General features: G+C 65.1%; 18 protein-coding genes and 1 tRNA gene. 13 read left to right on the forward strand and 6 right to left on the reverse strand.

Going from position 1 to position 18,795, the window contains the following annotated elements:
- Positions 1-30: 30 nt before the first annotated feature.
- On the forward strand, positions 31-2,055 hold the full coding sequence (locus ACZLZQ_RS15640) for a PhoX family protein (RefSeq protein WP_472933454.1): 2,025 nt from the start codon (positions 31-33) through the stop codon (positions 2,053-2,055).
- A gap of 124 nt (positions 2,056-2,179) precedes the next feature.
- Here the strand turns inward: ACZLZQ_RS15640 and ACZLZQ_RS15645 are convergent, their stop codons facing one another.
- Positions 2,180-3,046, reverse strand: a complete 867-nt coding sequence (locus ACZLZQ_RS15645; RefSeq protein WP_472950167.1) for an SMP-30/gluconolactonase/LRE family protein — start codon at positions 3,044-3,046, stop codon at positions 2,180-2,182.
- Between the two features lie 682 nt (positions 3,047-3,728).
- Here ACZLZQ_RS15645 and gyrA point away from each other — a divergent pair.
- Positions 3,729-6,473 carry a DNA gyrase subunit A gene (gyrA, locus tag ACZLZQ_RS15650; protein ID WP_472950403.1) on the forward strand — a complete coding sequence of 915 codons (2,745 nt, stop codon included), beginning with the start codon at positions 3,729-3,731 and terminating at the stop codon, positions 6,471-6,473.
- Positions 6,474-6,643: 170 nt separating this feature from the next.
- Here gyrA and ACZLZQ_RS15655 read toward each other — a convergent pair whose 3' ends face one another.
- Complete coding sequence (locus tag ACZLZQ_RS15655; RefSeq protein ID WP_472933452.1) at positions 6,644-6,772, reverse strand: hypothetical protein; 129 nt, start codon at positions 6,770-6,772, stop codon at positions 6,644-6,646.
- A gap of 185 nt (positions 6,773-6,957) precedes the next feature.
- Between ACZLZQ_RS15655 and coaD the strand changes: the two genes are divergently transcribed.
- The 5 genes from coaD to tgt all read left to right on the forward strand — a co-directional run bounded on the left by coaD (position 6,958) and on the right by tgt (position 10,947).
- Complete coding sequence (gene coaD, locus ACZLZQ_RS15660; protein WP_472933451.1) at positions 6,958-7,452, forward strand: pantetheine-phosphate adenylyltransferase; 495 nt, start codon at positions 6,958-6,960, stop codon at positions 7,450-7,452.
- 46 nt (positions 7,453-7,498) lie between these two features.
- Positions 7,499-8,044, forward strand: coding sequence for a peptidylprolyl isomerase (locus ACZLZQ_RS15665; protein ID WP_472950168.1), 546 nt, complete (start codon positions 7,499-7,501; stop codon positions 8,042-8,044).
- Positions 8,045-8,188: 144 nt separating this feature from the next.
- Positions 8,189-8,659, forward strand: coding sequence for a peptidylprolyl isomerase (locus ACZLZQ_RS15670; protein WP_472933449.1), 471 nt, complete (start codon positions 8,189-8,191; stop codon positions 8,657-8,659).
- Between the two features lie 96 nt (positions 8,660-8,755).
- On the forward strand, positions 8,756-9,820 hold the full coding sequence (gene queA, locus ACZLZQ_RS15675) for a tRNA preQ1(34) S-adenosylmethionine ribosyltransferase-isomerase QueA (RefSeq protein ID WP_472950169.1): 1,065 nt from the start codon (positions 8,756-8,758) through the stop codon (positions 9,818-9,820).
- A complete protein-coding gene (tgt, locus tag ACZLZQ_RS15680) occupies positions 9,817-10,947 on the forward strand; it encodes a tRNA guanosine(34) transglycosylase Tgt (protein ID WP_472950170.1) in 1,131 nt (376 codons plus the stop codon). Before queA ends, tgt begins: the two co-directional genes overlap by 4 nt.
- Before the next feature lie 8 nt (positions 10,948-10,955).
- Here the strand turns inward: tgt and ACZLZQ_RS15685 are convergent, their stop codons facing one another.
- Positions 10,956-11,375, reverse strand: a complete 420-nt coding sequence (locus ACZLZQ_RS15685; RefSeq protein ID WP_472933446.1) for a DUF4864 domain-containing protein — start codon at positions 11,373-11,375, stop codon at positions 10,956-10,958.
- Between the two features lie 219 nt (positions 11,376-11,594).
- On the opposite strand from ACZLZQ_RS15685, the gene ACZLZQ_RS15690 reads away from it, so the two are divergent.
- Both ACZLZQ_RS15690 and ACZLZQ_RS15695 read left to right on the forward strand, forming a co-directional pair.
- Entirely contained in the window at positions 11,595-11,897 is a 303-nt protein-coding gene (locus ACZLZQ_RS15690; protein WP_472950171.1) for a hypothetical protein, read from the forward strand.
- 99 nt (positions 11,898-11,996) lie between these two features.
- Positions 11,997-12,641 carry a hypothetical protein gene (locus tag ACZLZQ_RS15695; RefSeq protein ID WP_472950172.1) on the forward strand — a complete coding sequence of 215 codons (645 nt, stop codon included), beginning with the start codon at positions 11,997-11,999 and terminating at the stop codon, positions 12,639-12,641.
- Positions 12,642-12,728: 87 nt separating this feature from the next.
- Here ACZLZQ_RS15695 and ACZLZQ_RS15700 read toward each other — a convergent pair whose 3' ends face one another.
- Positions 12,729-13,037, reverse strand: coding sequence for a hypothetical protein (locus ACZLZQ_RS15700; RefSeq protein ID WP_472950173.1), 309 nt, complete (start codon positions 13,035-13,037; stop codon positions 12,729-12,731).
- A gap of 529 nt (positions 13,038-13,566) precedes the next feature.
- Here ACZLZQ_RS15700 and ACZLZQ_RS15705 point away from each other — a divergent pair.
- Positions 13,567-14,751: an OpgC family protein gene (locus ACZLZQ_RS15705; RefSeq protein WP_472950174.1), complete on the forward strand. Its 1,185-nt coding sequence runs from the start codon at positions 13,567-13,569 to the stop codon at positions 14,749-14,751.
- A 37-nt stretch (positions 14,752-14,788) separates the two neighbouring features.
- The gene (locus tag ACZLZQ_RS15710) at positions 14,789-15,331 is read left to right on the forward strand and encodes a DUF2062 domain-containing protein (protein WP_472950175.1); all 543 of its coding nucleotides are present in this window, start codon (positions 14,789-14,791) and stop codon (positions 15,329-15,331) included.
- Between the two features lie 133 nt (positions 15,332-15,464).
- On the opposite strand, the gene ACZLZQ_RS15715 is transcribed toward ACZLZQ_RS15710, so the two are convergent.
- Both ACZLZQ_RS15715 and ACZLZQ_RS15720 read right to left on the reverse strand, forming a co-directional pair.
- Positions 15,465-15,974, reverse strand: coding sequence for a YciE/YciF ferroxidase family protein (locus tag ACZLZQ_RS15715; RefSeq protein WP_472950176.1), 510 nt, complete (start codon positions 15,972-15,974; stop codon positions 15,465-15,467).
- Positions 15,975-16,268: 294 nt separating this feature from the next.
- Positions 16,269-16,344, reverse strand: a tRNA-Lys gene (locus ACZLZQ_RS15720).
- A 201-nt stretch (positions 16,345-16,545) separates the two neighbouring features.
- Here ACZLZQ_RS15720 and ACZLZQ_RS15725 point away from each other — a divergent pair.
- Positions 16,546-17,301, forward strand: coding sequence for a cytochrome c biogenesis CcdA family protein (locus ACZLZQ_RS15725; protein WP_472938146.1), 756 nt, complete (start codon positions 16,546-16,548; stop codon positions 17,299-17,301).
- 101 nt (positions 17,302-17,402) lie between these two features.
- Complete coding sequence (glmU, locus tag ACZLZQ_RS15730) at positions 17,403-18,788, forward strand: bifunctional UDP-N-acetylglucosamine diphosphorylase/glucosamine-1-phosphate N-acetyltransferase GlmU (RefSeq protein WP_472950177.1); 1,386 nt, start codon at positions 17,403-17,405, stop codon at positions 18,786-18,788.
- The last annotated feature ends 7 nt before the right edge of the window (positions 18,789-18,795 follow it).

Genomic DNA, 18,795 nt, shown 5'->3' on the forward strand with positions numbered 1-18,795 from the left:
TGCCACATGCCGTCGAACAGGAAACGCACCATGAGCAAGCCGACCGTGCAAGGCGCCGTCTTCCGGACCAGCCAGCTGGAAGCGGAAGAGGGCGAAGGCCACAATCCGACGTCGAACCGCACCATGGGTGAGATCATCGCGGTGCGCTTCTCCCGCCGCGACTTCCTGCGCGGTTCGCTGGCCGCCACCGCGATCGCCGCGACGGTGAGCCCGCTGGCGCTGGTCGCCGCCGACGACGCACGGGCCGAGGGGGCCGGGTCCCGCTTCACCTTCAAGGAAGTCGAGGCCGGGATCGACGCCCACCACCACGTCGCCGAGGGCTACGACGCGGATATCCTCCTGCGCTGGGGCGATGGCCTCTTCGCCGACTCGCCGGCGTTCGACCCGACGAAGCAGACGGCGGAATCCCAGGCCCGTCAGTTCGGCTACAACAACGACTATGTCGGCTACATCCCGATCGACGGCTCGTCCGAGCACGGCTACCTCGTGGTGAACCACGAATACACCAACGAGCATCTGATGTTCCCCGGGATCGTCAAGATCGTCCAGTCGCCGGACGAGAAGAACCCGGGCAAGACGCTTGCCAAGATCGAGATGTCCGATCCCGACCAGAACCGCGTCGACGTCGAGATGGCGGCTCATGGCGGCACGGTGGTCGAGATCCGCAAGGCCGACGGCAAGTGGCAGGTCGTTCGGGATGGCGCCAACAACCGGCGCATCATGTCGACGACCGAGATGGCCCTCAGCGGCCCGGCCGCCGGTCACGACCGCCTGAAGACATCCGCCGATGCGACCGGCCGCAAGGTCTTCGGCACGATCAACAACTGCGCCGGCGGCGTGACGCCCTGGGGCACCTACATCATGGCCGAGGAGAACATCCACGGCTACTTCATGGGCGAACTGCCGGCGGGACATCCCGAAGCCGCCAACTACAAGCGCCTCGGTATTCCCGAGGGCACCTATGCCTGGGGCAAGTTCCACGACCGTTTCGACGTCTCGAAGGAGCCGAACGAGCCGAACCGTTTCGGCTGGGTGGTCGAGGTCGACGTCAACGATCCCAACTCCATCCCGAAGAAGCGCACGGCGCTTGGTCGCTTCAAGCATGAAGGCGCCGACAACGTCGTCAGCCGCGACGGCCGCGTCGTCTTTTATCTCGGCGACGACGAGCGCTTCGACTACGTCTACAAGTTCGTCACCGCCGGAAAGTACAATCCGGACGATCGCGCAGCGAACATGGATCTCCTCGACGAGGGAACGCTCTACGTCGCGAAGTTCGAGGATGACGGCAAGATCGCCTGGCTTTCCCTTGTCCACGGCGACGGTCCGCTGACGCCGGCGAACGGCTTCGCCAGCCAGGCCGACGTCCTGATCGAGACGCGCCGCGCCGCCGACCTTCTCGGCGCGACGCCGATGGACCGCCCGGAGGACATCGGTCCGGACGAGAAGACCGGCCGCGTCTACGTGATGCTGACGAACAATACCAAGCGCAAGGACGACCAGGTCGACGCCGCCAACCCTCGCGCCAAGAACGCGTTCGGCCACATCATCGAGATCGCTGAGGAAGGCGGGGACTTCGCCGCGACCACGGGCACGTGGGAAGTTCTGTTGAAGTGCGGCGATCCGTCGGTCGCGGCGGTCGGCGCCACCTTCTCTACCGAGACCACCAAGAACGGCTGGTTCGGCATGCCCGACAACTGCGCGATCGACACCGACGGGCGGCTGTGGGTCTCGACCGACGGCAACTCGCCGAAGGACACCGGGCGTGCGGACGGCCTCTGGGCCGTGGATACCGAGGGCGCTGCGCGTGGAACCTCGAAACTGTTCTTCCGCGTGCCGGTGGGCGCGGAAATGTGCGGCCCGCTGCTCCTGCCCGACATGCAGACGGCTTTTGTCGCCGTCCAGCATCCCGGCGACGGCGGCGAGGACTGGGACGGCTTCGGCCGGCTCTCCTACTACGAAGACCTGTCCACCCGCTGGCCGGACTTCAAGGACGACATGCCGGTTCGGCCATCGGTGCTCGCCATCACCCGGCAGGGCGGCGGCAAGATCGCCTGATCGTAACGCCCCCAGGACTTTTCAAGGCTTCCCGCACAATTGAAAGGCGGCGCTTTCGGGCGCCGCCTTTCTGTGTCGGAGCCTCCAAGGGGAGGCAGGCAGCGAAGCTTTCAGCGGCCGCAGATCATTCGAGCTGTATGGCGACGAGCTTGCCTTCGGTCGACAGCGGGACGTAGGCCACCTTGCTGGCGAAGTCGTAGGCGAGATCGGCAGCGCCCGGCGCAAAATCCATCAGCCTGTCGACCGCGCCGTTCTCGTAGATCCGGTAGAGCGGCCCCTTGACGATGTCGGTCGACAGGTAGGTTCCGTCGCCGACGATGGCGAGGCCATCGAGGAAGCCGACCGCCGTGCCGTCGCCGAGCGCATGCGGCTCCTTGTCGCTGAACGAAATCTCGACGAGATGGGTGGGCGCACCGGGCTTCCCATCCTTCGGCACCTGGCCGAGCCCCGCGACTAGAAGGCGGTCCACATCGACGGCGATGCCCTCGGGTGCGTTCAGGACGTCGCCCTGCAGCCACGGCTTGAAGCTGCCCTTCTCCAGCAGCCAGATCGTGTTGGTGGCGGTGTCGGAGACGAAGACGCGTCCGTCACGCGCCGTCGACACGTCGTGCAGAGCCACGGCACCGGGCGCTGGGTAGCGCTGGGTGATCTTGCCGGTCTCGATATCGACCGCCACCAGTTCGTCGATGTCGGCGACGTAAAGCGTTCCCTCGACCCGCCCGATACCCTTCGGCGCATTGAGGCCGGACACCCATCCTTCCTCCAGCATCTTGCCGTCCGGCGAAACCTTGGAGATCGAGCCGAGGCCGTCCTTCGCCTGCCGGTCGCCGGCCATCTCGGTGACGTAGAGAATGCCCGCGGGAAGGTCCGGTTCTACCGCAGCGGGGTTCTTCAGCCCGTCGAGCGTCCAGATCGGCTCGGCCGTCGCCGCGCCCGCCAGCGCGGTGCCCACCAGCGCGGCTAGAAGGACGGTCTTGAAAAGGCTAGGCATCGACGAGCTCCAGTCGTTGGGGTGTTGGGATGTCCGGCATGTCCGGCTTGTCTTTCAGGCGATCTTCCGTCCAGTCCTCGGTATCGGCCGATCCTTGCGCAAAGGGCAACCTGCACCGAAGCTCGGCGGAATTACGATAGGGTTCAAGATCCCGCCAAGACCTGCCGCAATGGTTTCACAGCGAAGATGGGCATCGCGTCTTTACTTGGACTGGGGAAGGACAGGGCGCTTTCTCGCGTGCGGAGGGATAGCCGTAGGCCATCGGCCACGCGGGCTCTGAACGAGCGGCGGCAAATCCAGCCGGAAGAGGTAACCTTCAAGGGCGACCGAGCCTTCCTCTTGTGTGGTATTCTGGCAATTCAGGCCGGATGCCGCCTCAATATGGGCGCCACGGGGCTGCGGGACGGGCAATACCCCCGATTTGACCGGCAAAATCACCGGATTCGCAGGCGTTTATCGCGCTTGTCCGCAGGTTTCTTTACCGGCTCAAGCAAGAGGCTGTAATCACACGAGTATTAGCACCTTGCTGCGCCGCGGCAGATTTGCCCAATGGCCAGGGGAAGCGCTATAAACGGCAACAGATTCGAGCACACATCAGGATAAAATCTTGGCAGAAGACGAGATCGCAGCAGTCCCACCGGAACGCCCTCGCGGCATCGATACCATCTCCATCGTCGAGGAAATGCAGCGATCCTATCTCGATTACGCGATGAGCGTGATCGTCAGCCGCGCCCTGCCGGACGTGCGCGACGGGTTGAAGCCGGTACACCGCCGCGTGCTCTACGCCATGCACGAGATGGGCCTCGTCTGGAACCGGCCTTTCCGAAAGTCGGCCGGTGTTGTCGGTGAAGTGATGGGTAAGTTCCACCCGCACGGCGACGCCTCGATCTATGACGCCCTCGTGCGCATGGCGCAGGAGTGGTCGCTGCGGGCGCCGCTGATCAACGGACAGGGCAATTTCGGTTCGATCGACGGCGATCCGCCGGCGGCCATGCGCTACACCGAGGCGCGGCTGCAGAAGGTGTCGGACGCGCTTCTCGCCGATATCGACAAGGAAACCGTCAACTTCCAGGAGAACTACGACGGCCGTGAGATGGAGCCGGTCGTGCTCCCCGCGCGCTTCCCGAACCTCCTCGTCAACGGCTCCGGCGGCATCGCCGTCGGCATGGCGACGAACATCCCGCCGCACAATCTCGGCGAGATCATCGACGGCTGCATGGCGATGATCGACAATCCGGCGATCACCCTGGACGAGCTGATGGAGTTCATTCCGGGGCCGGACTTCCCGACAGGCGCGCTGGTGCTCGGCCGTGCCGGCATCATGTCGGCCTACTCCACCGGTCGCGGCTCGATCCTGATGCGCGGCAAGGTGTACATCGAGCAGATCCGCGGCGAGCGCGAGGCGATCATTGTCACCGAGGTTCCGTACCAGGTGAACAAGGCCTCGATGATCGAGAAGATGGCCGAATTGGTGCGCGAGAAGCGCATCGAGGGCATTTCCGACATCCGCGACGAGAGCGACCGCGACGGTTACCGCGTCGTCGTCGAGCTGAAACGCGACGCCACCACCGACGTCGTCCTGAACCAGCTCTACCGTTTCACACCGCTGCAGACATCGTTCGGCGCCAACATGGTGGCGCTGAACGGCGGCAAGCCCGAGCAGATGACGCTGCCGGACATGCTGTCGGCCTTTATCGCCTTCCGCGAGGAAGTGGTGAACCGGCGCACCAAGTTCCTGCTGCGCAAGGCGCGCGAGCGGGCGCATGTCCTCGTCGGCCTCGCCATCGCCGTCGCCAACATCGACGAGATCATCAAGCTGATCCGCCAGGCGCCCGATCCGCAAACGGCACGCGAGCAGTTGATGGAGCGGCACTGGGAGGCGAAGGACGTTGCCCCGCTGATCCGGCTGATCGACGATCCGCGCCACCGCATCACGGAAGAGGGCACCTACCGCCTGTCAGAGACGCAGGCGCGCGCCATTCTCGACCTCCGCCTGCAGCGCCTTACCGCGCTCGGCCGGGATGAAATCGCCGACGAGCTGAACAAGATCGGCGAGGAGATTAAGGAGTACCTCCTGATCCTCTCGTCGCGCTCCCGCGTGCGCGAGATCATCAAGGAAGAGATGACCGAAGTGCGCAACGAGTTCGCGACGCCGCGGCGGACCGAGCTCACCGAGGGCGCCGCGGACATGGACGACGAGGACCTCATCCCGCGCGAGGAGATGGTCGTCACCGTCAGCCATGGTGGCTACATCAAGCGCGTGCCACTCGCGACCTACCGGGCCCAGCGCCGCGGCGGCAAGGGCCGCTCGGGCATGTCGCTGAAGGGCGATGAGGATTCGGTGACGCGGCTGTTCGTCGCCAACACCCACACGCCGATCCTGTTCTTCTCCTCGCGCGGCATCGTCTATAAGGAGAAGGTCTGGCGCCTGCCGCTGACGACGCCGCAGTCGCGCGGCAAGGCTCTCGTCAACATGCTGCCGCTGGAGAAGGACGAGCGGATCACCTCGATCATGCCGCTGCCGAACGACGAGGCGCAGGCGGGCGAGCTGAACGTGATGTTCGCGACCACCAAGGGCACCGTCCGCCGCAACAAGCTAGCCGACTTTATCCAGGTCAACCGCAACGGCAAGATCGCGATGAAGCTCGAGGATGCCGGCGACGAGATCCTCGCGGTCGCCACCTGCTCGGAGGACGACGACGTGCTGCTGATGGCCTCGTCCGGTCTCTGCATCCGCTTCCCCGCCACCGACGTCCGTGTCTTCGCCGGGCGCAACTCGATCGGCGTGCGCGGCATGGCGCTTGCGGAGGGCGACACGCTGATCTCGATGGCGATCCTGCGCCATGTCGACGCGACCCCGGCCGAGCGGTCGATCTACCAGCGCATGCGGCGCGCGGTCGATCCGGATGAGGTGGCGGTTGACGAAGTGCCCGCGGACGAGGAGGCGAGTGCCGAGGACCAGACCGCCCAGGTCGGGCCGGAGCGCTACGCTTTCCTCAACGCGCAGGAGCAGTTCATCCTGACGCTCAGCGAGTTCGGCTTCGGCAAGCGTTCCTCGTCCTACGACTTCCGCACCAGCGGGCGTGGCGGCAAGGGCATCAGGGCGACCGATATCTCCCGCACGGGCGAAATCGGCAAGCTGGTGGCTGGCTTCCCGGTCGAGACGGGGGATCAGGTGATGATGATCTCCGACCGGGGCCAGGCCATCCGCGTGCCGGTCGAGGGCATCCGCATGGCCAGCCGCGCCACCAAGGGCGTCACCATCTTCAAGACGGCGGACGGGGAGCGGATCGTTTCCGTCGAGCGCATCCCGGACCAGGGATCGGAGGTTGTCGACGAAGCTGATGCCGAGGCAGTTATCGCCGACGAGCCGCCGGCCCCGCCAACCTCGGACGTCCCGCCAGGTGACGAGCCGACAACTGAGTAACGCTAAAACCGAGGGATGATCATGGCCCGCGCTGTGCCGCGGGCCATTCCACAGCGCGAATAAAATCTGAAGGCGGTTAAGATGGTCACGAAAAAAGCCGCCCTTTCGAGCGGCTTCGACTGTCTTGGTTTACTTCTGCGGATACTGAGCGACCGTGCCCAGGGCTGCGGTCAGTTCATCGGACGATGGCGCCGCGCGACCACCTTAACCCGCGAATTCTCTGCTTCGTTGTGCAGAGCGACGGCGGTGGCGGTGCAGAGGCCGGCGGCCATGGCGAGGGCAAGCGCAAAAACCAGCATGTTACTTCTCCGATTGTCCTGGAATTAACGAAGTCTTACGCTGATCGTTCCACGACCTAGAATTTAGTGCAGAACCGAGTGTTGGGCGCTGACCTTCCGCGCTTTCCTTGTAGCGGAAAAGGCATTGAGCCTTGGTTTCGCAACATGCTGAAGAAATTACAAAAATGAAGGATGTGGCCGTCCCGATGCCGTCCCGTACCGCGCTTTACCCAGGTTCTTTCGACCCGCTGACCTTGGGGCATCTCGACCTCATCCGGCAGTCGATACGGTTGTTCGACCGTCTTGTGGTGGCGATCGGCGTCCACCCCGGCAAGCAGCCTCTCTTCAGCTTCGAGGAACGGGCAGACCTGATCCGGTCAGTGCTCGATGCCGATCCGAAGTCAGCCTGCACGGTGGACATCGTCTCCTTCGATGGCCTGGTGGTCGACCTTGCCAGCCGCGAGGCGGCGACTGCGCTGGTGCGCGGCGTGCGCGATGGGTCGGATCTCGACTACGAGATGCAGATGGCCGGCATGAACGACACGCTTGCGCCGGCGCTGGTGACGCTGTTCCTGCCGGCGCGCCCGGCATTCAGGCCCATAACCGCCACATTGGTCCGCCAGATCGCCGCCATGTCGGGCGACGTGTCGCCTTTCGTCCCGCCGGCGGTCGCCGCCGCGCTGAGGTTGAAGTTCGCCTGACGACGCTAGTTTCCACGCACCAGATCAATCATCCCGGGAAGACACCATGAAGCGCCTCGCCCAGTTCGGCCTCGCCGCCGCGATCACCCTCTCGAGCCTTGCCGGCGCGGTTTCCGCCGCCAGCGCCAAGGACACCTTGGTCATCACCACCAAGGATGGCGAGATCGACATCGCACTGCGTCCGGACATCGCGCCGAACCACGTGAAGCAGATCGAGGCGCTCGCCAAGAAGGGCTTCTACGACGGCATCGTCTTCCACCGCGTCATCGACGGCTTCATGGCCCAGACCGGCGATCCGACCGGCACCGGCGCCGGCGGCTCGGACCTGCCGGACCTGAAGGCCGAGTTCAGCAAGGAAGAGTTCAAGCGCGGCGCAGTCGGCATGGCCCGCTCGTCCAGCCCGGACTCGGCGAACTCGCAGTTCTTCATCATGCTCGACGACGGCGACTTCCTGAACGGGCAGTACACCGTGGTCGGCAACGTCACCAAGGGCATGGACGTCGTCGACAAGATCAAGAAGGGCGATGCGGCCGACAATGGTTCGGTCAGCAATCCCGACAAGATGCTGAAGGTTACCGTCAGCGACAAGTAAGGCACGGATCGTGCCGCCGGGCTTGTTTCCGGGCGGCCGATCGTCCATTTGCTGACCATCGTAATGCCGGGCGGCGCCGAGAGGCGGGTCCGGCATGCCTTTTATCCCGGGCGGCAAAACGCCGCCGCACAGAAGGAGACAAACGTGGCCTACGAAAATCCGGAAGACACGCTCGTCCTCGAGACCACCAAGGGCAAGGTCGTCATCAAGCTTCGTCCCGACCTCGCACCGGGCCACGTCGCCCGGTACAAGGAGCTGGCGCGCGAGAAGTTCTACGACGGCGTGGTGTTCCACCGCGTCATCGACGGCTTCATGGCGCAGACCGGTGATCCGACCGGCACCGGCGCCGGCGGCTCCGACAAGCCCGACCTCAAGGCCGAGTTCTCGGCCGAGCCGCACAAGCGCGGCACCGTCTCGGCGGCCCGTACCGGCAACCCGAACTCCGCCAACTCGCAGTTCTTCGTCTGCTTCGAACGCGCCCCTTGGCTCGACAAGCAGTATTCGGTCTGGGGCGAGGTGATCGAAGGCATGGATGTCATCGATCAGATCAAGAAGGGCGAGCCCGTGCGCGACCCCGACTCGATCACCACCATGCGCGTCGCCGCCGACCTCTAAGGTCTGGGCAACTTGCACGCCGTACGGCGTGACGGGTATCTCCATCCGCTCGGCCGACAAGGCCGGGCGGTTTTTTCCTTTTCAGAAGAGGGCGCCATGCGCGTCGACGCGTTCGATTTCGATCTGCCGGAGACGAGCATCGCGCTCCGTCCCGCCGTGCCCCGCGCCGCCGCACGGCTTCTCTCGGTAGAGCCTGCCGGGATGCTGGCGGACCGGACCATCGCCGACCTGCCGCAGCTTTTGCGGCGTGGCGACGTCCTCGTCTTCAACGATACCCGCGTCATCCCCGCCCGACTGACGGGCCTGCGCCACCGCGGCGACACCGCCGCCAAGGTCGAGGCGACGCTGCATATGCGCGTGGCGCCGGACCGTTGGCAGGCCTTTCTGAAGCCGGGCAAGCGCATAAATGCCGATGAGACCCTGGTGTTCGACCCCGCACCCGGCGGCCTTTCCGCTCTCCTTGCGGAGAAAGGCGAGGGCGGCGAGGCTCTTCTCGTCTTCGACCGAGGCGGCCCGGCGCTCGATGCGGCCCTGGCCGAGACCGGCATCCTGCCGCTGCCACCCTACATCGCCTCCAAGCGCCCCGTCGATGCGCAGGACACCGCCGACTATCAGACGATCTACGCCCGCGAGAACGGCGCGGTCGCCGCGCCGACGGCTGGCCTCCATTTCACGCCGGATCTTGTTGCCGCGCTGGATGAGGCTGGCGTCAGCCGCGAATACCTGACGCTGCATGTCGGGGCGGGGACGTTCCTGCCGGTGAAGGCCGACGACACCGAGGCGCACCGCATGCATGCCGAGATCGGCCGCATCGACGCCGAGACCGCCGCCCGCCTCAACGCCGCGCGGGCAAGCGGCGCACGCATCGTCGCAGTGGGCACGACGTCGCTGCGCCTCCTCGAAAGCGCGGCGACGGAGGACGGCGAGATCAGGCCCTTCGACGGCCCGACCTCGATCTTTATCACGCCCGGCTACCGGTTCCGCGCGGTCGACGTGCTGCTCACCAATTTCCATCTGCCGCGCTCGACGCTGTTCATGCTGGTCTCGGCCTTCTCCGGCCTCGACACCATGCGGGCGGCCTATGCGCATGCGATTTCCAGCGGCTATCGCTTCTATTCCTATGGCGATGCCTGCCTGCTCGAACGAAGGACCGACCGGTGAGCGATAGCTTCCAGTTCCGCCTGCTGGCCACCGACGGTCTCGCCCGCCGCGGCGAGATCACCATGCCCCGTGGCACCGTCCGCACTCCGGCCTTCATGCCGGTCGGCACCGGCGGCACGGTCAAGGCGATGTATCTCGACCAGGTGCGCGACCTCGGCTCAGACATCATTCTCGGCAATGTCTACCACCTGATGCTGCGGCCCGGCGCCGAGCGCGTGGCGCGGCAAGGCGGCCTGCACGAATTCGCCCGCTGGCCGCACCCGATCCTCACAGACTCCGGCGGCTTCCAGGTGATGTCGCTCGCGAACCTCCGAAAGCTCGACGAGACCGGCGTCACCTTCCGCTCGCACATCGACGGCTCGGCGCATGCGCTGACGCCGGAGCGTTCGATCGAGATCCAGAACCTCCTCGATTCCGACATCCAGATGCAGCTCGACGAATGCGTTCGGCTGCCCGCCGAGCGCGCCGAGATCGAGCGGGCGATGGAGATGTCGCTGCGCTGGGCCGAGCGGTCCGCCAAGGCATTCGGCACGCAGCCGGGCAAGGCGATGTTCGGCATCGTCCAGGGCGGAGACATCCCGGACCTGCGCCTGCGCTCCGCCCAGCGCCTCGCCGCCATGGACCTCAAGGGCTATGCGATGGGCGGCCTGGCGGTCGGAGAGCCGCAGCATGTGATGCTGAAGACGCTCGACGAGACGCTGCCGGCCCTGCCGCACGAGAAGCCGCGCTACCTCATGGGCGTCGGGACACCCGACGACATCGTCCAGTCCGTCGCCCGCGGCATCGACATGTTCGACTGCGTGATGCCGACCCGGGCCGGGCGCCACGGCCTCGCCTTTACCCGCTTCGGCAAGGTGAACCTGAAGAACGCCCGCCATGCCGACGATCACCGGCCGCTCGACGCTGCGTCGAACTGCCCCGCGAGCCGCGACTACAGCCGCGCTTACCTCCACCACCTCGTCAAATCCGACGAGGCGCTGGGGGCGATGCTGCTCACCTGGAACAACCTCGCCTATTACCAGAGCTTGATGGACGGCCTTCGCACGGCGATCTCAGCCGGAGGCTTCTCGGATCATGTCGCTGCGGTCAGAGAGGGCTGGATCCGCGGGGATCTCGAGAAGCTCTAGCCTTTCCGTCAGGCCGATACGTCGTTACCCTTGCGGATGGCACAGCCGGTGATCTTCAGCGATCCATCCGGCTGGCGCTCGAGCGTATAGCTTGCGACGTAGCTTTGGCCGGAACTGTCGGTGAGATAGACCTCCTGCCGAAAACCCTTGCCCTCGGCGGTCATCGTGCCGAAGACGGCGTTGCTGGAGCGGAACACCGGGGCGTAGCCGCCCTCGACCATCGCCATGAAGGCCGACTCGCTCGGAAACATCTGCTTGATGTTGGGCGCCGCGTAGGAGTAAGCCGCGCCGCCATCGCCGGCTTTGAAAGCCTGCAATTGACCTGAAATGACGGACTTGATGTCGCCGGCATCGTCCGCCCGCGCGGCCAGCGATTGGGCCGGCAGAAGCAGCGCGGCTAGGGCGAGGGCATAAAGGGTCCGTCGCATATGGCCTCCTTCCGGTCGATGGGACAGCGTCCGACGAAAGTGCTTGGCTGGCCATCCCCGGCCCATCAACTTGACGTGACGCCGCGGCCGAACAACCGCCAGCCGACCGATGGTCGGTGCGCGGTCCCGTCTCAAGAGGAGTTCAACGCCGCGCATAGGAAAATGCTCAGCATGCACTAGCTAGGTTCAAGACCGAATTCCCGGTGCAGGTGCTTTCCCATGAAGTCGACGATCCTCCTTCTCAGCCTCGGGCTCTGCTCGCTGGCGCTCTCCGGCTGCGAAACCAACAACCGTGGCGGCGCCTACGACCGCGCCATCAACGAGGGCCCGGTCGGCCGCGGCCCCATCATCGTCGACAACCGCCAGCCCGACTACCGCGACGATCGCGGTCCGCGCGGACGCTATGACGGGCGTGACGACCGAAGCGACCGCCGCGATGGCCGAAGCGACCGCTACGACCGCCGGGACGATTGCCGCAACGGCCCGAACGACGATCCGCGCTACAGCCGCTGTAACCGCTAAGCCAGCCAGCACAAACCGGTGTCATCACCGGCTTGTGCGTCGCATCGCCGAGGCGATCGTGCTCAGTCGAAGTCCTCCCAACAAAGCGAGTGGAAGACCATGTTCACTACACAGATGCGGCCGCTACGCCGCCTGCTGGCGGCTTCGGCCGTCGCAACCCTCGTCGTCGCGACCGTCGCCCCGGCCTTCGCCCAGGCGCCGCCGGCGAACGCCGTTCGCGTCCGCGGCACGATCGTTTCTCTCGACGGACCGGTCCTCAACGTGAAGTCGCGCGACGGTTCGGACGTCAAGGTCATTCTGAAGGACGGCTGGAAGGTCGGGACCGTGACGAAGGCTTCGCTCGCCGAGATCAAGGCCGGCGACTTCGTCGGCGTCGCAGCGGCACCCAAGGCTGACGGCTCGTCCGGCGCGCTGGAGGTCCTGGTATTTCCCGCCGGGATGGCCGGGACGGGCGAGGGGCACTATCCTTGGGACCTCCAGCCTAACAGCACGATGACCAATGCAACGGTCACCAATGCCGTGAGCGCGGTCGACGGTCGCAACCTGACGCTGACCTATAGCGGCGGCAATGAGAAGGCCGTGTCGGTCCCGGAGAACACACCGGTGGTGACGTTCGCACCGGCCGAAAAGGCAGATCTCGTCGCGGGCGCTACCGTCTTCATTCCGACCCAGAAGCAGGCCGACGATTCGCTTCAGGCTGCGTTCGTTGTCGTCGGCAAGAACGGTGTCGTTCCGCCGATGTAAGACTGCGACGGGAAGGCGGGCGGCAGCGATGTATTCCCGCGATCCTGAGGGAAGCACTGGCGGCATCCAAACCCCGCCGGCCTTCCCTTAGCTTTCCTCGTCGTTGAGGAACCAGTCGTCCCAGGTGGTGACGACGACCAGACGTACGCACCGGTCCTGGAGCCATTCCGGTACAAAAATGGGCGCCTGTGCCAAGGTATGAGCGTCCAGCATCACGCAGTCGATGTGTCGCGGGTATTCAAAGGCCGCGAGCATGGCCGCAATATCCTTTACTGTGGCGATCACGTCCCCGCCTGAAATTGTGACATCTCTAGCCATGCGGCTGGCCGTGTCGGCGTTACCTTCGACGATGAGAACGCGTTTGTTGCTGAGTTCCACCGAAGCAAGCCTGAACATAGCTTTATCGCTCCCGCCCCATGACGGGACGTCGGCAACCGGCGGGTCTGACGCAAGGACACCTCGACCGTCCCAGCTTTGTCCGTATCCAATCGACATGACGCAAGAAGCCACCTTTACCGCCTCACCGTCATCACCGACGACACGAAGGACCGTTTGAAGACTATATTTGCCATCACATCTATAAATTACGATTTGTCCAGTGCGGATTCATCAGATTTTATAATGAGGCAAACTTTTTAAAGCTTAACAAAACTGAGAGTGGCCACCGGAGATGTGGTTGGAAGCGAATGCTATGGCAGCAAGTAATGATGATCAATAAAGCGAAGGGTTCGGCCAGGCGCGGGACCTACGTTTTTCTTTGCTCAGGCACCTCCTGAATCTGGAGGCCTGCAAAACCGCAAGGCAAGCCTTTGTCACCGCTCGAGTGGGCAGGCCGGGTTGCCGCCACGCGGGGGGTGGGGTACTCGACCGGCCTGCCTTACGGCCGGTCACCCCTGCGCCGGTCCGCGCGAAGCAGGATGGCATGATGAAGCGACTGGATCTCATCGATGGGCTGCGGGGCTATTTCCTCGTCTTCATGCTCATCAACCACTTGGCCTTCGACGGGGGCTACTGGCTGGTAGAGATTAACCATCGCCAGCTGGCCTTTGTCGAGGACGCGCAGGGCTTCGTCTTCCTCTCGGGCCTCCTCGTCGGCATGGTCTATGCCGGCCGGATGGAGCGCAAGGGCTTCCTGACGGCAGCGCGCGGCGTCTGGTCGAGGGCAGGGGACCTCTACCGCCAGACCCTCTTCCTCCTGGCCTTTGCGATGACGATGGCGCTGCTGATCCCGGCGGCCAAGCTCGGCTGGGTTGACTGGATGGCCGACCTCGACTGGCGCAACCCTTTCCGCGCGGTGAGCGCCGCCTTGCTGCTGTTCCAGCCGACCTACATGGACATCCTGCCGCAATACATCGTCTACATGCTGATCTCGCCCTTCCTGATCCTCGCGTGCCTGAGGGGGCAGTGGCACCAGGTCCTGATCGGCTCCTTCCTGCTGTGGCTGGCGGCGCAGTTCGGGGTCCAGCGGCCGCTGACGGCCCCGCTCAACACATGGCTGGCCGGCGACACCGGACACGGCCTGCGGGTCAACTTCAACCTGATGGCCTGGCAGATCGTGTTCGTCTTCGGCCTCGTCTTCGGCGTGCTGACCGCCATGAACCGCGTCGACTGGCAAAAGGTTTTCAGGCCTGGCGACACCCTGCTGCCGATGACCGCTTTGTCGGTCTGCCTGTTTTTCCTGCCGTTCCGCTTCGCGACGGCCCACGACTATATGCCGATCGACATTCTCGGCACCTTTCAGAGCTACGAGAACCGCTCCGAGTTCGGCCTCGTCTATCTCCTGAATTTCACGGCGGTCGCGTCGGGCCTGGCTTGGCTGCTGGTGGCGGGCCCGGAACATGCTTCCACGCGCGTTCGCCGGTTCGCGGGCTTCCTGTCCTGGCTGTTCCGGCTGCCGTTCCTGCGTCTCCTCGGCCGGCACTCGCTCCAGGTCTACGTCTGGCACGTCGTCATCGTCTATCTCGTCCGCTTCGTGGACTTCGAGACCCCGCGGTTCAGCCAGTTGCTGAAAACGACGATCGCCTTGGGCTGCATCGCCCTTCTCTCGCTGCCGGCCGTCTACCGAGAGCGCGCCCGCCTCTTCGGACGGGTGGAAGGAACAGCAGCATGATCCGGGCTCAATCCCGCAAAGCCCGGCAGCGTTGCGCATGAAATGGCTGCAGCGCTTCGTCGTCTCCCGCGAGACGATCCTCGCAAGCCGCTGGATCAGCCCGTTCGCCCATCGGCTGGCGCACCCCTCCTTGTGGCACTTCAACCGGCGGTCCGTCTCCCGCGGCGTGGCGCTCGGGCTTGTCGCCGGCTTCATGATCCCGGTGGGTCAGATCATCGTCGCGGCGGTCCTGGCGCTGAGCGTTCGGGCCAACATCATCGTCGCGGCGAGCTTTACCTTCGTCACGAACCCGCTGACCTTTCCGGCGATTTATTACGCCGCCTACCGCGTCGGCAACTTTCTCCTCGGTTCGGGCGCCGGCGGCGAACTGACCGAGGATCAGGTGATGGCCATGGCGGATGATGTGGCCTTGGACGAGACAAGCTGGAGCTTTGGTGGCTTCCTGTTGCCACTGGCGATCGGGCTGTCGGTCTTTGCCGCGGTCTCCAGCATCGCGGGCTTCTTCCTTGCCCGCTTCTACTGGACCGTCCGCGTCCGCCGCCGATGGCGGCACCGGGCCCTGGTCCGCGCAGCCCGGTGAACTCGACGGTCGGTCCAGTAAAACGGGGTGAGGGCACTCGCCTCGCCCTCGGACCGAATCGATCGCGCGACGCCATAAAAAGGGCCGCGGCGAACCGCGACCCCCTTTGCAATCTCATGAAGAAGCGTAGCGCTCAGGCTGCCTTCTTGGACGCCTTCGGCTTCGCCGGGGCCGAACCGCTGGCGATCTTCGTCAGCAACTCGTCCGCCTTCTTTTCCTCCTGCAGGGTTTCGTCGAAGAGCGCGGCTGCCTCGTCATAGCCGAGCTTGGTGGCCCAGGCCTTCAACAGGCCGTAGCGGGCGATCTCGTAGTGCTCGATGGCCTGCGCGCACCCGATCAGCACGTCATCCGACGCCTCGGTCCCACCAAAATCCTCGAGGTCCGATTCCATCTCGCTGGTGATGCCGACCATCGCCTCGCAGGTCTTGGCGCGCGCCGGCTTGCCGATGATCTCGAAAGCCTGCGTCAGCCGCTCGACCTGGGCTGCCGACTCGTCGGCATGGTCGAGAAAAGCCTGCTTCAACTCGGGCGACTGTGCCGCCTTCGCCGACTTCTTCAGCGCTTTCACCGACTGCTTCTCGGCGAAGTACACATCCTTCAGCGTCTCGTAGAAAGCGTCTTCGAGCGTCTTTTCCTGGGCCATAGTCTTCTCCGATAATTGCCGCGTTCTGGCGGTCGCGGAGTTGAACCTGCGGCCTGTGCAACCGTTCCGGCGTTTGGCTGACCGCGCTAAAGCGTACGCAGACGCAAGTTACGAAGCGCTGCAAAGGCTTTGGTGGAGAAGTGGAACATTGTGGGCTGTAAGCTACGCAGACAGTCCAGACGACCCAGCAGGGCTCGATCGCTTAACACGGTAACCCTCATCATCGACCACATGCCGGGGCACCGAGCCCATGAGACGCAGATATGAAACTGGTTTCGGGAAATCAGAGCTGATTGGTGAGCGCGCCGGGGCTCGAACCCGGGACCTACAGATTAAAAGTCCGTTGCTCTACCAACTGAGCTACGCGCTCGTCCGTCGATGGCCGAGGCCGATCGCTGAATCGCGCGGAACATAGAAAGCAGAGATCGAGCGGTCAACCGCTAAAGGCGTCGACCCCCAGCCTTTTGACGAGATCACGCAGGGATGTCCCAGTTCGGTTTGCCGCTCGCGCTTTCGCCAGCTAGGAGACGGGCGAGGGGGCTGACGTCTTCGCCCGAAAGGAACCTGCGTGATCGACGATCTGTCCTATCCGACCGCTGTCCTCGCCGGCGCCCTATCCTTTCTGTCACCTTGCGTGCTGCCGCTGGTGCCGCCCTATCTCTGCTACATGGCCGGCGTCTCCATCGAGGACCTGAAGGCCGGGCCGCAGATGAAGGCGACCGGCCGCGGCTATGTCCGGGTGCTGGCGACGGCCCTGGTGTTCGTGCTCGGCTTCTCCACCGTCTTCATCCTGCTGGGCGCCGGCGCGAGTTCGGTCGGGCGTCTGCTCCGGCAGAACCTCGACTGGCTCGGCATCGTCGCGGGCATCGCCATCATCGTCATGGGCCTCAACTTCCTCGGCGTGTTCCGCATCGCCTTTCTGTCGGGCGAGAAGCGCTTCCGCTCGCCGGACAAGCCGCGCAGCGTTCTCGGCGCCTATCTGATGGGGCTTGCCTTCGCCTTCGGCTGGACGCCCTGCATCGGACCGGTGCTCGGCGCCATCCTCGGGCTTGCCGGTGCGCGCAGCACGGTGGCCGAGGGCGCGACCATGCTCGCCTTCTATTCCGCCGGCCTTGGCATTCCCTTCCTTCTGGCCGCCGCCTTCTCAGGCGTCTTCTTGCGGTGGATGGGGCGCTTCCGGCAGCATTTCGGCAAGGTCGAGAAGGTGATGGGCGGGCTCCTGGTGATCACCGGCATCCTCTTCCTGACCGGCGGCATGCAGGCGGTCTCGTTCTGGCTGCTCGACACGTTTCCAGCCCTGATGGACGTCGAACGCCTGGCGACGTGACGTTCGCCCGCCCGGCGCGGCAGCCGAGGCGCGGCATTCACCGCTTGCTCAGGAACGCCTGCTAAGGCAGGTGATCCAGGCCTCAACACCGGAAGCCCGCCATGTCCCGTTCCTGCCTCTCGATTATCCTCGCCGCAGGCGAGGGCACGCGGATGAAATCGGCGATGTCGAAGGTCCTGCACCCCGTCGCCGGTCTGCCGATGGTCTGCCATGCCGCGCTGACCGCCGCGACCGCCGGCTCCGACCGCACGGCGCTGGTGGTCGGACGCGGCGCCGAGGCGGTGCAGGCGACCGTCGCCGCAGCGCTGGCCGGCACGACCGGCCATGTCAGTTCCCACCTCCAGACCGAGCGCCTCGGCACCGGCCATGCGGTGCTCGCCGCCCGCGCCGCCATCGAGGAGGGGTATGACGACATCCTCATCCTCTTCGGCGACACGCCGCTGGTGCGGCCGGAGACGCTGTCGCTGGCCCGCGAGGCGCTGGCCGCCGGCGCCAGCGTCTGCGTCGTCGGCTTCCGGACGCCAAACCCGACCGGCTACGGCCGCCTGATCGAGGCTGGCGGCGAGCTCCTGGCGATCCGCGAGGAACGCGATGCGAGCGAGGCCGAGCGGCGGATCGACTTCTGCAATGGCGGCGTGATGGCGATCGCGGGCGAGCACGCCTTGGCGCTGCTCGGCCAGATCGGCAACGCCAATGCCAAGGGCGAATACTACCTCACTGACGTCGTCGAGATCGCCCGCGCGGAAGGGCGGAGCGTGCGGGCGATCGAGGCGGAGGCGTCAGAGGTGCTGGGCGTCAACACCCGTGTCGAGCTCGCCGCGGTCGAGACACTGTGGCAGCAGCGCCGCCGCCGCGAGGTCATGCTCTCCGGCGTCAGCCTGATCGCGCCGGAAACCGTCTTCCTCGCTTTCGACACCCAGCTTGCCGCCGACGTCCTGATCGAGCCGAACGTCGTCTTCGGCCCCTGCGTTTCCGTCGGCGCCGGTAGCGTCATCCACGCCTTCTCGCATATCGAGGGCGCCGAGATCGCCGAGAATGTCGCGATCGGCCCGTTCGCCCGGCTGCGGCCGGGGACGGAACTTGGCCAAGGCGCCAAGGTCGGCAATTTCTGCGAGACCAAGAACGCCAAGCTTGGCCAAGGCGCGAAACTCAACCATCTCAGCTACATCGGCGATGCCGAGATCGGCGCGAATGCCAATATCGGCGCCGGGACGATCACCTGCAATTACGACGGCGCGCTGAAGCATCATACCGAGATAGGCGAGGGTGCCTTTGTCGGCTCGAACTCGGCGCTGGTGGCTCCGGTGCGGATCGGCGAGGGTGCCTATATCGGCAGCGGCAGCGTCGTCACCGAGGACGTCCCGGACGGTGCGCTCGCCATCGCCCGCGGGCGCCAGGTCACGATGCCCGACCGCGGCCGGCAGATCGCCGCCCGCAATGCCGCGGCGAAGGCCGCAAAGCTCGCCAAGGCGAAGACGCCGCACTGAGCCTGTT

It is taken from the genome of Mesocryomonas lacus, from assembly GCF_055730105.2.